The organism is Lactobacillus leichmannii, from assembly GCF_024701915.1.
GTDB classification, from domain to species: Bacteria; Bacillota; Bacilli; order Lactobacillales; family Lactobacillaceae; genus Lactobacillus; species Lactobacillus delbrueckii.
The window spans coordinates 13,112-28,314 of sequence record NZ_QOCY01000026.1 but is presented as its reverse complement, the minus strand read 5'-3'; the positions used below and the strand labels follow the sequence as shown (position 1 = coordinate 28,314).

Here is a 15,203-nt window from a genome sequence, read left to right as displayed (position 1 = left end):
TATATAGTAAAAGAAAAAGTGTTGAACGACTACTCCGTCGAGTAATCATCCAACACCAGATTAGTATGTTTTATTTCCGTAAAAGCGACATTAAGTCCTCATAGCCGATTACTGCTGTCCCTTTTTCAGCAGCTTTTTTACACTTGCCGGTGACATGATCCAGCTCGCCCTTCAGCAAGTAGTCAGTCACGCCGGACACCGAGCCGGTCACCTTTGCCGCCGTGGCTTTGAATCAAACTGGTCAGCTCATATCTGAATTTAGGATCCATCTTGCTACTTCTTTCTTTCAGTAAAAGCCCGGCTTTCGTCCAGCATGGCCAGAACTTCTTCATCAGGCAGATCATTATTGAGCAGAACTGACAACCAGTTTTGCTTATTCATGTGGTAAGCCGGGAAAAAATCCTCCTGTTTCAGCAAAGCAGGCAATTTTTCCTCAGCCAGCTTCAAATTAAGTACCGTGACTTCCTGCTGGTCCTTCTCGTCGCCTGTCAGCTTGCACAGTGGCACAGTCATCAGCAGGCCATACCATTTCCGGTTCTGGGGATTTCGGAAGACGGCGTAGTTTGGGAATTTCTTAAATGGAAAATCTGGCTCATCACCGTAGCTGGCCTTAATTTCATCCTTGATCCGGTCTGCCTGGGCTTTGACGAAGCATTTATCGGCAACATCCTGCAAAAGCGCCCTGTATTCCGCCTTGACCACAGCTGAGAAGCTGCCTGTGTCGCTTTCAACACGAAGTAAAAGATATTCATCCCCGGTATCAAGATCATAGACGTTACCGCTGACCTTACCAACCGAAGAAACTATAATTTTTGCGAGGAAATTAGCACTTTTCAAGGGAACTTCAAGATAATAGTCATCACCATTCTTCTTGAAGCCATAGGCGGCCAGCTTATTAAACCTGCACTGTCTTTTAGCAAATATTTCTTCTTCTACGTTTATCATAATTATCACTCAAAACTTACAAGATCAGCTTGGCCCTAAAGCCCCGGACCTTGTAGTAAGAGTCCGCCCCGTTATGGTAGACAAAGACAGTACCATAGCGTTTTTCCGCAAAAAGAGCTCCGCCCTTTTCTCTGATTTCAGCAGGCGTCTCAATCCAGCAGCTGGTCTTCAGATCAAAATCGCCTAATTCCTGGAGCTGGCGGTAGTCTGCTTCATCCAGCAGGGACAAGCCATGTTCTTTTGCCGTCTCTTCAGCACTAGTTTCCGGCGGGAACTTCTTTCTCTTAATCCGGGCCTCTTTATCGTAGCAAACGCTCCGCCGGCCGGCTGGTTCTTCTTTAGCGCAGTCAACGATAGCTAAGCCAGAGTCTAACGCAACTACATCTGGCTCCCCGCCGCTTTCTTCCATCCAGGCAAGCGCCGCCTTTTTCTCAGAATCCAGTTTACCCAAAAACTCATCCCAAGTAAGGCCGGGGTGCCGGTCCATATTAGCTAAAAATCTCTCTTTAAACTCGTTCATTTTTCACCTCAAACTAGCTCTTATATGCCGGGTTAGCCTGGCGGACAGAGCCGCCGTATTCCTTAAGCAGGCGGGCAAAAGCTCCTTCAACCGAAGATGGCAGATCCACATGCGCTATATAGTTCTTCCCAAGCGGCCCATAGCCATCTATATCGTCTCTTAAGCGCGGGATCTCACCCATGAGCAGGCTGATATAACGGTCCATTGGCCACATGCCAGGGATCTCCTTATCATAAGCCAGCTGTCCGTCTTTTTCCAAGACATGAACCTGGTAAGACGCGTAATTAATGATGGTCAGCTCTGGCCGGTACTTGCGTAACACAGCACTTAAGCGCAGCTGCATGGTCGCGTCCTGGCAGAGGATGACCGATGACAGGTCAATATTATGCCGGTTAAGCAGATCTAACAAGTAAGTGATGTTGTTGCCAGAATTGGTCGACTGGCATTCAAGTAAATCGGCAGTAATCTGGTACTTTCTTTGTACATAGGCGGCAAAAATCTCCGCTTCTGACAAAGAATCAACTTCCAGATCCGGAAAGACGGCTTTTGCCTGGGCCCGCAAGCCATCAGTCGTGTGGCCATGACCACCGACGATGATGTATTTTTTGGCAATCTCAGCCTTTTTAGCCGCGGCAAAGACATCCCCGCCGGGCAGAATACTGCCGCCAAATAAAACGAAAGCGTCGGCTTGGGGGATGCCATATTTTTCTTCTAAGGCTGCCGGGGTCAAAGTCGGCAAGTCGCAGGGACCTAAGTAGTCAGCCAGGGTATTGATGTCGTTAATCATTTCTCATCTCCGGAAAAGGAATGATCGCTGGTGCAGGCACGATATGCTCACCCAGCATCTTCTCCATCCAAACCATGTCATACCAGCGGCCGAATTTATAGCCGCACTGGTGGAAACGGCCGACAAATTTGTAGCCTAAGTGCTCATGGAAACGAATGCTGTTGTCATCCAGATACGGATCTTCACCAATAGGAGCAGCGATGCAGGCGTTCAAGTTGAGAAAGCCCTGCTTCTTTAAACAGTCTTCTATCGCGTCATATAAAAATCTGCCTACATGCTGGTGACGGACATTAGCGTCGACATAGATCGACAACTCCACGCTGTGGTCATAAGCTGCCCGCTCCTTAAATGCACTAGCATAGGCATAGCCAACGATTTTGCCATCTTTAAGCGCGACTAGATAGGGATAGATCCGCAGAGTTTTTAAAATCCGGTTTTGAAATTCGCCAATAGGTGGAACTTCATCCTCAAAAGTGATTGCTGTCTTCTCCACATAAGGAGCGTAGATTTCAAGCAATCTTTCCGCATCCCCGACGTTAGCCCTTCTTAACTCTAATTCAGTCAATAGCCTTCTCCATAAAAAACTAGCACTTACTTACTAACAGCTTTATTTTAACATGAAGGAAAAAGCTCAGATAGAACAAGAAAATGCATCCCTGGTATGAAAAGATCATACTTAGGGATGCATTTTTCGCTTATTCTTTGTTTGTATCAACTAACTCTTCTTTGTAGACGTCAACAATTTGAACAGGCTTATATTGGAGATAAGAATCCTTCGATTTTACCTCATGGGTATCTGGATCGAAATCAGTAAATAAGTCGAGCTGTGAATCTTCTGGAACGACTAAACCATTATCAGTCTGCTCGCCTTTAACAATCGACTCAAAAGTCTGAGTTGTGCGCTTAACCCAAATCCGACCATCTTGCTTATGTGAAGCCCATTCACTGAAAATGATAGGCTGATCCTGCGAATTTTTGTAAGTCAGGGTATTACCTTGAACCATGTTGGCGTAAATGATCGTCTTAGCACTCTCAAGAATCTTCTTTTTACCATGTTCCGGAAGGCCTTTCGCCTTAAGTCCTCTAAGATAATTTACTGAAAAAGTCTGACGCATGTTGTGTCGAAGCATTCGATAATTATCTTCCATCAGTTCGATACCATAAAGAGATGAAAGTGCCAGTAAGATTCTATCTTCATAGTTTTCGATTGAGGTACTGCCCTCAAGAGCTACTTGCATCTTCCTCTTTAGTAATTCGGTTAAAAAAGCCCCTTCACCAGCCGAGGGTTCAAGGAAAGTAGCAGTCAAGTCATTTACTTTAGCACTAATTTCCGGTTGATCTAGCATCAGATCAACTATGCGCTTTGGTGTAAATACTTCACCGACATCCTTGACCCGATCCGCCGATTTGATCAATCGTTCATCAGTCATTAATCCATTGCCTGCACTTTCGTTTCAATAAAGTTGATCTCGTCCTCAGAGAGGTTATATTTCTTGTAAAGCTGTTGATCAATCTCAGGGATTGACTTAGTCCAGTCGATATCTGAGTTAGGGGTAAAGTCTTGAAGAGGAACATATTCCCATTTTGCTCGAGTATTGTCTTGAGTTGTCTTTAGAACACCTAACATTACTCTAGCAAACTTACTCTTGATATAACTCAAACAATTTGTAGCTTCAATCTCAGTCAAGAAATCACCAATTGAAATAAAAGTTTCAGTCGCCCCGATCAGGGGTTCCCCGATCAGGGGTGTTGTTAGAGTTTCACCTAATGAACCGCTACCATTTGCTTTTGGTACAAAAACTTTATAGTGGTAGAAACTATCTGGAACATCTTGGTATATCTGTCTACCCCACCAATATTCGCGCGTTCTATTAGATAGACCTAAAAATCTAACATAATCATCGTGTCCATCGCTGGGTTTCTCTTTAAAGAAAACTACATCCTTTAGAACTCTGAAGGCACCTGACCCAACATCCTTTTTGTGACCCTTCGATTGTAACTGTTCTATTTCCGGATGATCGGCCAAAGCTTTATCGGACAACTTATATACACCACGTCCTGATATTATTTCTGATAGAGATCCATTTGTTTTGGGAAGAACCTTTTTAAGAATGCTATTTAGTTCTGGAAAAGCGGTAAAAATTTCAATAGGTTCAAATTTCTGATGCTCATCTCTCAAAGAGACAGCAACCCCACCTTTATATCAGTGTGCGGGAAGATGTTGCTGCTGTTTGCTTCATACAAAACAACCTTGAAATGAGGATCATTCAGAATCTTCTTATTCCATTGTTTAGACGTACCACCTGCATTAAACAAGAATCTGGCTGGGGTGATCAGCGTTACTAAATCAGATAGTTTATATGAGAGATCCATAAAGTCGCTATAAATCGGTGCAGCATAGTTGTCATTATCACCTGTTGCAGAATCTTGATACGGCGGATTACCGATCACGACGTCGAATTTCATGTTTCCAAATAGCCTCTCAATCTTTTTAGCTTCAGCATCAACGTCGGTCTTAGCGTCCTTAATAATATTTTCGACGTATTCCGCGTTAACATCCCAATCCGAATTGTATCCTCTCAGAGTCCGTGTCGCGATCTCCTTTGCCATCGGTGTCTTAGCCACAACAAAGATATTTTCCCGCAGAATCTTCTGCCAAATGAACTGCTCATCGATCAAACTAAACTTACCAGCCGTCTGATCATTCATCTTCTGGAATTCCTTCCAGTACAGGGATGCAGCCGCAAACAACGGATAAAGCCCAGTCTTGGCGTTGATCTCTAAAATACGGGTATTCTCATGATAAACCCGCTCTGTATTTTCAGATGATACCCAGTGCATCGCAGATTTGCCATCAACATACTGGGTCTCATAATCGTCGTCATAATAAACAAGTCCGCCAATCGTCTTGCCCAAATGCATGTTAACCACGCGCCATGGCGTAAGCACGGTTTCCTTGTCAGGATTTCTAAATGTCCCGAAAATATCCGCGATCTTTTCTACCCGGTCAAGTGGATCAGCCTTATCCAGCTCTTTTACCCGTCTTCTGATGATCTTCCCAGCTTCGATAAAGATCTCCGAGTCGTAATACGGAATAAACTCCTTGAACATTTCCTTCGTGACATCAGCAGGCATGAATTCCTTCCAAGACACATCGTCAACCCGGTTCATGAATTGCTGAATTGACACGTCTTCATCAAAGTCAATGTCCATCCCATAGATCATCATTGGTATTCTAATCGAAATACCACGCAAAATCGAGATCAAAGCTCGTCGCTGGCGCTTAAGAGCATTAACCTTGTCGAGAGCTTCTTGCTCTTCTTTGGTACGCTCTCTTGGCTTTTTCTTCTTGGCCTTTCTTGCTGTCTCTGACTCTTTATCGGTCAAGCCTTGATTGTTGATGTCAATCTTTGTCTCTTGCTTTTCTTTCTTGGTTGTCCCAACAATTGCCTTCAGCTTGTTGAACTTATCAAGAATGTCTTGACTCTCAATATTCAAGAGCTTGTCTGAATAGATAGAATTGTCATCAAAACCAGACCGAACCGCTCTTTCCGCGTATGCCTTCTTGAGCTTGGTGAGCAGCGTGTTTACGTTGTAGACATGCATCTTATTGCCCTTCTCACCGATTATCGGCAAGAAGTTGAGCAACTTGGTCATCCGCTCTTCCTGTTCATCGCTATTCAGCTTACCAGCCCCCGTCGACAAACTGCTTGCTTCGGCCATAACCGTCAAAGCCCGGTCTGGTGCAAAGTCGAAAATGTAGCAGTTGGTCTTCTGACCGAAAGTCGCTGACGCATATGGCGTCTGTGCTCTAAAGGCAGCCTGCAGATATTGCATGGCACTGTTGGTGTTTGACAAGAATAAAACGCCAGTCCAAGGCTTAATCGTTACCCCAGTGGTCATCTTCCGTACTGTTAAGGTAATCGTCTTAGTTGTTGCTGGATCTGGATCCATCGCCCGGTTAACGCGTTCTACATCGCTTTGACTGGCTTCTTCATCCGCTGTCTTGTCTCCGCGAACCACGTTAACTACTTTATAGCCTTCTTCGTGGAAGACTGTACCTGGTTCATTAAGCAAGTCTTCCAAGGCGTTACATTCTTTAATCCCTGGCAAAATCCATAAAGTGTGTCGCAAGTTGTTCCGGAAAGTCCGGTTGGCAAATGGATAATTTGTTGGACCAGGTGAAGTAATGTTCTTTAAGAACTGGCGGACATTCTTCTCATGCACAAACTTGCCATTCTCATCAGTCCGGAAGAACTCCTTGAAGTTAAATGAATATCTCCCTAAACCATCCCCGGTAAAGTTGATGTCCTTAAAGTGGTCACTCATCTCAAAGGTGTACATGGAAACCTTTGGCAGACTCTCGTATGGGTTGACTTCATTCGGGTGTTCTTCTGACCAGGCAAGCTTAGCTTCCTGCTCCATGGTGTAGTCCCAAGTGAAAATCTGCTCTTCGTCATAGTCAGACAACAGGTTAAACGGAGTACCGGACAATTCCAAAAGCTTGGTAGTCCGCTTGTTTCTTAATACAGCATCAAGGACGTTTTGTGCCAGGTCAGTCTGCGTCCCTTCGTGGGCTTCATCAACAATAACCAAGTCCCAGGCAACTGAGAAGACATCGTGGTTCTTATCGCTGACCTTGCCACCGATTTCTGTTGACCCCCGCAGGTCTTGAATGGAAGCAAAGTAAACGTATGGCTGGCCTAAGTTTTCCAGTTCATCAACTGATCTGTGGCCCCGGTTTCTAGAGCCGTAGAGATAGCTAGCCTTGGTCATGCCAATCTTGTTAAAGTCTTCAAACCAGCCCTCGTTGACCACCGGCCGATGAGTCATAATAAGGACCTTCTTGTACTTAGACTCTTTAACCAAGCTCAAAGCAGTGATGGTCTTACCAAAGCGCATCTTTGCGTTCCAAAGCATACGGTTGTAGTGCTTGTATGCGGCCTTGGTCTTGTCAATCGCATCCCTCTGCTCTGGTCTAAGAGTGATCTTAACCTCAATTGGCTTTTGCTGCTTAGGAGCTTGGTTATCAAGCTCAATGGCACTCTTACCATCTTTGACCGCTTGAATCGCCTTTTTGGCAGTTTCAAGATCGACCTTGTACCACTCGTTGCCTTCCAACCCTTCAGCATGCTTGATCCCAGAACGCTTTAAGACATCATGAACTGCCTCATCTCCAAACCATCTCTTGGTAACTGGTGAGTAGCCCAATTCAGCCCATTCAACGACGTATGGTACACCACCTGTTCCCATATACTGCTTTATTCGCATGTCTGCCCGCTTACGCAGATAATCACTATTAGGTCTTAAGTCGTTGTTAAAGTCTTCTTCAATAGATGCCTTGCCAACTTTTCGTGCCCCAATATAGGCTGGCCAATTTCCACTTGAATTATCAGCAGTTTGAATGTAAACCAGTCTTCTCTCAGAAGAAGAGTAATTAGTTTCTCTTTCCGGTTCAATAAACTCATCTGAACTGGTATTGACATGGATGTCGTAATATTTGTGGGCAAAATCAGCGAGCAGGTAGCGAATGTTTTTCAGCTCTTTTAAGCCGCTTTCTTTAGTGGCCGTTTCTTCCAAAGCATGTGCTTGAACATTCCCACTGCGCTTAACTTCGTAAAAGACGCTAATAGCCCGGTCAGTAACATAGGCACCCTTCCGCAAGCGAGTCAAATTATCGTTAAAAGTCGCGCGCTCGTCAACCTGCAAGTATTCCAAATCCATGATGTCTTTAGTAAGCTCTTCCGCGATCTTTCTAACGTTGATCACTTCTTCAGAATAGTATCCATTTGCATACAGCCTTTCAGCATTTACCGCATTGACGTAATACTTTTGGAGATCATCCTCTTTTTTTAAAAATTCGAAATTACTTTTCATTTTTCCTTACCTCTAATTAGCTATATACCATTATAAAGTAAGAATGATGTTTTTTGTGAGCAACATGACCTAAAAAAGGCTAGGACCAACATAAAGTCAGCCTAGCCTTTGTTTATTCTTTTCGCTTTACTCCAGCCCCAACCATTTTCTGTTTCTTTCATCGATCTCCCGGGTCTTCTCCATAGTCAAGCCGCCCGGCATGATTCCAATCGAGGTCTTGTACAAGAAGTCGTTCAAGTCATCTTGCTGGCCAGTCTCATAGAACTTCACCAGCTTGTGCCAAAAGTTTTCCCGCTCTTCAACCGGGACTGCCAGTATCGCCGCGTTATTTTGGACAAAAACATGGTTGGCCACCAGCTGGGCGGTGCGCTCGTTGCCATCATTAAACCACTGCTCTCTGGCAATATGGCCAAACAGATAGAAGCCTTGCTTTGTTGGGTGGTCAATCTCTTTTGCCAGCCGCAACACTTCCTCAATTTTTCCAATAGCTGGCATCCCCGGCTTATCACACAAGCTCTCACATACAATCCGGTTGTATTACTTCACCAGGTCCAAGTCAACTGGCCGGTCAAGGTTGGACAGCATGAACTGCATCGCCCGCTTCAGATGTGCACGGTAATCACTTCCTTGACGGTCATCCCTTCAGTTGCTTTGCCGTCGCAGATCATCTAACCTCTGGCAGTCCAATACCTTCAACCAGTTCCGTATTGGCAATCTTCCAAACTATATCTGGCAAAAGCCTTTTTACTCCGTCAACCGCCAGATCCCGGTCAACCAGTCTGTATTCGTATTCCATAATCTTCTCCGCTTCAAAATAAAAACGCGGTCTAGCATTAATCCAGTCCGCGCTTATTTTCCGCCCGTCATACCCCAAAACGATGGTTGTGTTTCAACCAGTCCTTGACCAGTTCCTTAACTACAGCATAAATGCCGATCAAAAGAACGGTCGCGATCAACAATGCAAACATTTCCTCTGGATAGATAGAAACGACAATTGCAAATACAACGAATGCTACAAAGCATACCAACAAGTCAATAATTTTCTCGCTAAGCATCATAATCACCCGATTTCTACGGGGCTTAGCGGGCGGTTTTATACTTATATTATACGCCAACTTCCTTGAAAGCGCACTCTTGCCCCAGCCTTATTGCCTTAGCATCCGGCCGGTGGCCAATAAATTCAGTCTTGGCGATTGGAAGATTTGTTGGTAGCAGGTCCAGGAGAATTTCTTCTGGCAACTGGCTTTCCTTTAACTTGTCCAGCTCACTGAATGTCCCCAGCAAAACGCCGCTGATCTGGTTAAAAATCCCGGTCTCCCGGCATTGCTCAAGTAAACTAGCTACCAGCTCCGGCTGACCCCGGTAGGCCTCCAGCAGCAAGATGCTGCCAGTAAAATCGGGCCAATAGGGCGTCCCCGCCAGTTTCAGCAGGCAGCGGAGGTTGCCCCCGTAAACTGGCCCTGCCATTTTACTTCCCCGGACAAAAGTCACTTCTAGCTCATCGAGCTCTTTTGCTGCTTCTTTACCTGCCAGCAGGCGGTCAAAATAGCCGCTCTTCAGCAAATCCTTGTTGACCAGGCAGTTGCGCAGCTGGAAGTTGACCGCCTGGTTGCCGTTTTTGGCCAGGGCCGTCAAGATCGTGGTCAAATCGCTGTAGCCGTAAAAGACCGCCTGGCTGTCCTTGATCTGATCCAGATCCAAGTGCCCTAAAACCGTATTGGCCAAGTCCCCGCCAGAAATGTCAAAAATATGCGCCATCTCTGGATCTAAGAAGAAACTTTCCAGCTCCCTGGCCCGCTTTTCTCCCCGGCCAATTAATGTATCATCGGTCAAAAATTGACTGACCACGACTTCCAGTCCCCGGTCTTCCAAGATCTTTACCAGCTGGTCAACAACTGGCCGATATGCTGCTTTTAAGGGATTTGAACACCCAACCAGGGCTGCCTTCATCATGCTGTCTCCTTTTCACATAAGCAAAATTATATAAAGCTAATCTGCTATTGCCGCAAACCCTTAGGATAGTAATTCTTCAGCTGTCCCTTGCCAGAGAGTTTCCCAAAGCTGAAAATCATCCCCCGGCAGGAAACCAAGACGAAGCCCTTCAAGCTGGAGTCAACTTGCAGGCTTTCCCCATGCAGGTAGTGGTCATACTCGTCTTCAGTTAGGTCAACCACTCTTTCCTGGTCAACTTGACCTAAAACTTCCGCCAGCTGGTGGCTTGGCTCAAAGCGCTTCTTCTTCAAAATCCCCAGTTCCAGACCGTTGTTAAGGACCTTGATCCCTTTCAATTGTTCAGGTTCAAGGGCCGGGACAAAGACATGATCCTTGCTCTTCAGCATCTGGCTTGGCCAGGAAGCCAGACTTTCCGGCCAGTTAAAGCCGGCTATAGCTTCACTGATATAGCCGTACTCTTCCTTGCTTGGCCGCTCCAGGCTGCTTCTATTCCCTTTATTCTTGCTTTTGCCCTTTTTCTTCTTGTCCTCGTTTTTTCTGACTGGAGAAAAAACTTCTCCTGCTTCAGCTGCAAAGCTTTCTTCGCCAGCTGCCTTTTGCAGGCTGGCGACAAACTGCCCTTCACCAACACCGTCCTGTGGCCAAAAACGGGCACAGTTTGCTAAACTAGCATCCCCGTTGCCCCATTCCGGCCGGCCAGGCGCGGCTTTCTCTGCCGCAATTGGCAAAAGCTTAAAGCCATATTCATCCAGCAGCCAGCTGACGATCTCCTCGTCTTCTTCTGGTGAAAAGGTGCAGGTCGAATAGAGCAAATACCCTCCCGGCTTCAGCATCTTAACCGCTTCAGTCAAAATTTCCCTTTGCCGGTCTGCGCAGAGGTCAACATTCTCCTGGCTCCAGTACTTGATGGCGTCCTCGCTCTTTCTGAACATCCCTTCCCCGCTGCATGGCGCGTCCACTAAGATCGCGTCAAAAAATCCCGGGAAACGGGCGCTCAAGGCAAAAGAGTCGCAGTTCGTAACGACAGCGTTATAAACGCCCCACCGCTCCAGGTTTTCCCGCAAAATTTTGGCTCGGGACGGCGAAATTTCATTGGCTACCAATAAGCCCTCACCTTGCAGCTTCTGGGCTAAAGCCGTGCTTTTCCCGCCGGGAGCCGCGCATAAGTCCAAAACCTTGTCACCTGGCTTAACTGGAATTGCCTGGGCCGGGAACATGGCTGCCGGGTCTTGCGAGTAAACCATGCCAGCTGTCCATTCCGGGTCCTTGCCGGAGACTTCACCGTAATAAGCGTTAGGGATGCCGGGCACCACCTCTTCTTGCGGGTATGCCACTGCTCCCTTTTTCAAACTGTTGATCCGGTAGGCCTTCTTGCTTGGCTCAGCCAAAGAGTCAAGCAGCTTGCCGGCTTCTTCCTGGCCAAGCAGACCCGTAAATTTCTCCTTAAACTGGTCTGGGATCTCAATCATCCGCCTGTTTCCCCTTTCTGTACATATAAACCATCATTCCAACATATACTGCCAGTTCAACCACGACTGTCCCGAGCAAAAGCAGGCCTAAAATGCTCTGATTGCTGTAGTAGGCCTTCCACACCAAGAGGAAGTAGGAGGCAAAAGCTTCTAGAACCATAAAGACGATAAAACGCCCGCTCCGGTTCAAGAGGAGGTTGGGCAACAGGTCTCCCTTAACATGGCTCAAATCAGTTTCTTTCCAAGTCAGCCAGGCAATAAGACCCATCAAAAGGACCCCCACGCCCAGCAAAAAGAGGATCAAGAGGGCTTCTGGCATGAGAAGCGTCAATCTTCTTTGCCGGCCCCGCTTGACGAAGTCCGGCCAATAGGTCTCACTCTTTAAGTGGCTGGCGATCTTGCCGATCGTCTGGCTGCTGGCGTCCACGTACAAGGTAAAGTGGTTTATCCGGCTTTGCCCGGTTTCCTGCTTAACCCCCGTCGTCAAGTAGTAGGCCTTGCTAGACTGGTATGGCACAGCTTTAAGGCTGCCGACAACTGAATAGTACTGGCCGTTGGCGATCAAGTAAGTATTGCCCTGGGTCTTGATCTGGGCAGCCGCTGAAGATGGGGAGACCGCCGCGATGGTGACCTGCCCTTTAAAGTCATCTTCACTGAAAAAGCGGCCACTGGAAACAGGGAAGTAGTTGAGGTCCCGGTTTTGTGACCAGATCAAGACCTGGTTCTTGTCCTCCTTGCTCTTGAACTGCATCTGGATGCTTTCCTTAGGGAATTCTTTCTTGATCCACTTAAGGAAGGAGGCAATTGTCATGGTCTTCTTCGGCTTGACGATCCGGGCCTCCATGCTCATCCCCTGCGCCTGCAGAATTTGGTCAGCCAGCTGGGACTGCATGTTGGAGTAGACGATGCCAATCATGATGAAGAGGAAAAAGGTGGACAAAATAACAAACAGTTTGTACCTTTTCATCAGCTCACCTCAATAAACTTTTCCTTGATAAAGTCGTAGGACTTAAAGCTGCGGTTAATCTTTCTCAGTTCGCTTGATTTGGCGAAATGCTTTCTGGTCCAGAATTCCGGGGAATTGGTCACCCCTTTTTCCCCGATGAAAAAAAGGCGGGCAGCTGGAGCGTAGTGCTGCTTGGCAGCGATCAGTTCCAAATCCGCCTGGCCGAAATTCGGCGCCCAGGAGCAGAGAATCATGTCGCAGGTCGCGTACTTCATGACTGCCTGGTCAGCTGGCAGGTTTTCAACTGGGTAAAAAGGCTTCTTCCCGGTCTTTGAGCTCCTGGACCATTCTAAAGAATCCGTGGCCCAGACTTGAATCCCGGCCTCGCTCAAGGCCTTAGACCAGTAGGCGTTGCCAGCCATAACTTCCAGGGCTGTCTCAATCCCTAATTCGTTTTTAAAAAGCTGGGCCGTCTCCATGTTTGGCAGTGACCAGATCCCATATTCCAGGGACAGGTACTGGCGGACATTGTTCAGCAGGTTGTTTAAAACCCGCAGGTCCTTGATCTGGCTGTCAGGCAGCTCCCAGGTCAGCTCGGCAAAACGGTCATCACTGATGCCTAAGCGGTCTGGCGCGAACAGCATCATCCGCTGGCTAGATACGCACTCATCGATCATTTTGATCTCTTGCACTTGCCGGCCCAGTTCCGGATCAGCAAATTCCTTGGCTAAGGCTGAAATTTTTTCAATAAATTGTGTCATATGCATTCCTCACCAGTTGATTTTATCATTTACCAACCTTTTGAGGTAGCCTGGACGATTGCAAAAAATGACCTGGCTAAGAAAGCCAGGTCTAAACTATTCAATTAAATTACAGATCTGCCGCCAGGTCGGCCATTTCTTCGTCGACCCCGTTGGCCAGCAGCATGTCACGCGTCTCCAGCTTAGCTGCATTTTTCTTTTGCACCGGCTTTGGAGCCGCAAGACCAGTTGCCTGCTCGGTCATCTTGTTGCTGACGCCATTGGCAATCATGGTGTCCATCAACATGGTTTCTTCCGTGCTTCTCATTTTAACCAGCCTTCTTTCTGTAAAGCGCTTTTTTACTTAAGATTATTATGGCACCATTTTAAGCGTGAAAGCTGATCTTATGCCGATGACAGCGATTTCCTTATTTTCCAAACTTTTGCCGTTATTTTCCCAAAAATTTAACTCTTCCTAGTCCCCGTCCGGAAAAAATGCAGCAATTGCCGCGGTTAAGCCGGTCACGATTGTTTCCAAAGCCATTGATGGCTGATTTGGCCGCTTGACCACCTGCTCTGGCAAAAAAGGGATATGAATGAAGCCAGCCTGCATCCCCGGATGTTCTTTTCTCAAGCTCTGCGCGTAATACATGACATGGTTGCAGACAAAGCAGCCGGCCGTGGTCGACACTTCAGCCGGGATGCCCGCCGCTTTAATAGCTTTGACCATTTCCTTAACCGGCAGCTGGGTAAAGTAAGCCGCTGGGCCCTCCGGATCAATCGCCTGTCCTTCCCGCTTTTCCCCGTCATTGTCCGCGACCGGGCAATCATCATAGTTGATGGCGACTAGTTCTGGAGTCAAACAGGCCCGGCCACCGGCCTGGCCCACGCTTAAGACAAAGTCTGGCTCTTCTCTTTCAACAGCTGCTTGCAGCTTTTTCTCACTTTTCTGGTAGCTGGTCGGTAGCTGCAGCTTGATAATCTCACAGCCAGCGATTTCGTCTGGCAGCAATTTCACTGCTTCAATGGCTGGATTGATTTTTTCATGGTTGAAGGGGTTAAAACCTGTCACTAATATTTTGGTCATTATTGTTCCTTTCTTGAAAAAAAGCCCCGATTGCGAGTAAACTAGATTCATATCCAAAGAATAGAAAGTGGGTCCAACATGTTTTTCTTCTTCCTAGAACCAGTTTTAATCTACAACTGGCTCCTTATCCTGGCCGCGGTTATCCCCGCCATCTTCCTAATGATCAAGGTTTACCAATCTGACCGGCTGGAGCCGGAAAGCCCCTACCTTTTGTGGAAAATGGTGACCGGGGGGATCTGGTCAGCGGTGGTTGCCGGCATCATTGAATGGATCGCCAATGGCGTTTTAACTTCTTATGTCTCGCAAAAAGATCCAATCTACAACGTCATCATGTACTTCGTGATCGTTGCCTACGCTGAAGAAGGAGCCAAGTACTTCTTCTTAAAGCGCCGGTCCTGGTTCAGCCGGGAATTTAACTGCCAGTATGACGGGGTTGTCTACGCTGTCTTCGTGGCCCTGGGCTTTGCCCTCTGGGAAAATATCTCCTACGTCATGATCTACGGCTTCTCTACCGCCTTAGTCCGGGCTGTAACGGCCGTTCCCGGCCACGCCTGCTTCGGCGTCTTCATGGGGATCTTCTATGGCTTGTCCCGCGGCTACGCCTACCTGGGCAAAAACATCCGGTCCAAGTTCTTCCGCGTTTTGGCTATCGTCGTGCCAGCCGCCCTGCACGGCAGCTACGACTACGTGGCTTCCCTTAATTCCGCTGAAGGGCAGTGGATCTTCTTGGCCTTCATCGCCGTCCTTTTCTTCATCTCCTTCCATCTGGTGAACAGGATGTCCAAAAACGACAAGTACTTCCAAATCGACCGGCGGAATTACCGCTTCTAGACTTTATTCACAAGTAAAAAATCTGTCCCTGCCTCCCTGGTAGGGGCA

The 15,203-nt window shown here is 47.1% G+C and carries 15 protein-coding genes and 1 pseudogene; 1 reads left to right on the top strand and 15 read right to left on the bottom strand.

The genetic code is table 11. The features are described from left to right. Nucleotides 1-70: 70 nt before the first annotated feature. The 15 genes and pseudogenes from DS743_RS02880 to pcp form a co-directional block, all read right to left on the bottom strand. The gene (locus DS743_RS02880) at nucleotides 71-199 is read right to left on the bottom strand and encodes a hypothetical protein (protein WP_257786135.1); all 129 of its coding nucleotides are present in this window, start codon (nucleotides 197-199) and stop codon (nucleotides 71-73) included. A 74-nt stretch (nucleotides 200-273) separates the two neighbouring features. After that, the gene (locus DS743_RS02875; RefSeq protein ID WP_035164924.1) at nucleotides 274-942 is read right to left on the bottom strand and encodes an MmcQ/YjbR family DNA-binding protein; all 669 of its coding nucleotides are present in this window, start codon (nucleotides 940-942) and stop codon (nucleotides 274-276) included. A gap of 19 nt (nucleotides 943-961) precedes the next feature. After that, nucleotides 962-1,465 carry a DUF4256 domain-containing protein gene (locus DS743_RS02870; RefSeq protein WP_035164926.1) on the bottom strand — a complete coding sequence of 168 codons (504 nt, stop codon included), beginning with the start codon at nucleotides 1,463-1,465 and terminating at the stop codon, nucleotides 962-964. A gap of 13 nt (nucleotides 1,466-1,478) precedes the next feature. Next, nucleotides 1,479-2,252, bottom strand: coding sequence for a YdcF family protein (locus DS743_RS02865; protein WP_035184502.1), 774 nt, complete (start codon nucleotides 2,250-2,252; stop codon nucleotides 1,479-1,481). After that, nucleotides 2,245-2,817: a GNAT family N-acetyltransferase gene (locus tag DS743_RS02860; RefSeq protein ID WP_035184503.1), complete on the bottom strand. Its 573-nt coding sequence runs from the start codon at nucleotides 2,815-2,817 to the stop codon at nucleotides 2,245-2,247. The genes DS743_RS02865 and DS743_RS02860 overlap by 8 nt, the downstream gene beginning before the upstream one ends. A gap of 130 nt (nucleotides 2,818-2,947) precedes the next feature. Continuing rightward, the gene (locus tag DS743_RS02855; RefSeq protein ID WP_035184504.1) at nucleotides 2,948-3,682 is read right to left on the bottom strand and encodes a DNA methyltransferase family protein; all 735 of its coding nucleotides are present in this window, start codon (nucleotides 3,680-3,682) and stop codon (nucleotides 2,948-2,950) included. Then, nucleotides 3,682-8,129, bottom strand: a pseudogene (locus DS743_RS02845) (Eco57I restriction-modification methylase domain-containing protein). The gene DS743_RS02855 and the pseudogene DS743_RS02845 overlap by 1 nt, the downstream one beginning before the upstream one ends. Before the next feature lie 126 nt (nucleotides 8,130-8,255). Continuing rightward, nucleotides 8,256-8,624: a hypothetical protein gene (locus DS743_RS02840; RefSeq protein WP_231128298.1), complete on the bottom strand. Its 369-nt coding sequence runs from the start codon at nucleotides 8,622-8,624 to the stop codon at nucleotides 8,256-8,258. A 169-nt stretch (nucleotides 8,625-8,793) separates the two neighbouring features. After that, a complete protein-coding gene (locus tag DS743_RS02835; protein ID WP_257786134.1) occupies nucleotides 8,794-8,925 on the bottom strand; it encodes a hypothetical protein in 132 nt (43 codons plus the stop codon). Nucleotides 8,926-9,233: 308 nt separating this feature from the next. Further along, a complete protein-coding gene (locus DS743_RS02830) occupies nucleotides 9,234-10,082 on the bottom strand; it encodes a S66 family peptidase (RefSeq protein ID WP_035184507.1) in 849 nt (282 codons plus the stop codon). A 44-nt stretch (nucleotides 10,083-10,126) separates the two neighbouring features. Beyond that, nucleotides 10,127-11,551: an RsmB/NOP family class I SAM-dependent RNA methyltransferase gene (locus DS743_RS02825; protein WP_035184509.1), complete on the bottom strand. Its 1,425-nt coding sequence runs from the start codon at nucleotides 11,549-11,551 to the stop codon at nucleotides 10,127-10,129. After that, nucleotides 11,544-12,518, bottom strand: a complete 975-nt coding sequence (locus DS743_RS02820) for a hypothetical protein (protein ID WP_003615224.1) — start codon at nucleotides 12,516-12,518, stop codon at nucleotides 11,544-11,546. The genes DS743_RS02825 and DS743_RS02820 overlap by 8 nt, the downstream gene beginning before the upstream one ends. Further along, on the bottom strand, nucleotides 12,518-13,258 hold the full coding sequence (locus DS743_RS02815; RefSeq protein WP_035184510.1) for a hypothetical protein: 741 nt from the start codon (nucleotides 13,256-13,258) through the stop codon (nucleotides 12,518-12,520). Before DS743_RS02815 ends, DS743_RS02820 begins: the two co-directional genes overlap by 1 nt. Before the next feature lie 109 nt (nucleotides 13,259-13,367). Continuing rightward, nucleotides 13,368-13,565, bottom strand: a complete 198-nt coding sequence (locus tag DS743_RS02810) for a hypothetical protein (RefSeq protein ID WP_002880372.1) — start codon at nucleotides 13,563-13,565, stop codon at nucleotides 13,368-13,370. A 147-nt stretch (nucleotides 13,566-13,712) separates the two neighbouring features. Continuing rightward, the gene (pcp, locus tag DS743_RS02805) at nucleotides 13,713-14,324 is read right to left on the bottom strand and encodes a pyroglutamyl-peptidase I (RefSeq protein ID WP_016396578.1); all 612 of its coding nucleotides are present in this window, start codon (nucleotides 14,322-14,324) and stop codon (nucleotides 13,713-13,715) included. Between the two features lie 78 nt (nucleotides 14,325-14,402). Here pcp and DS743_RS02800 point away from each other — a divergent pair, with 78 nt between their 5' ends. Further along, complete coding sequence (locus tag DS743_RS02800) at nucleotides 14,403-15,155, top strand: PrsW family intramembrane metalloprotease (protein WP_035184512.1); 753 nt, start codon at nucleotides 14,403-14,405, stop codon at nucleotides 15,153-15,155. The last annotated feature ends 48 nt before the right edge of the window (nucleotides 15,156-15,203 follow it).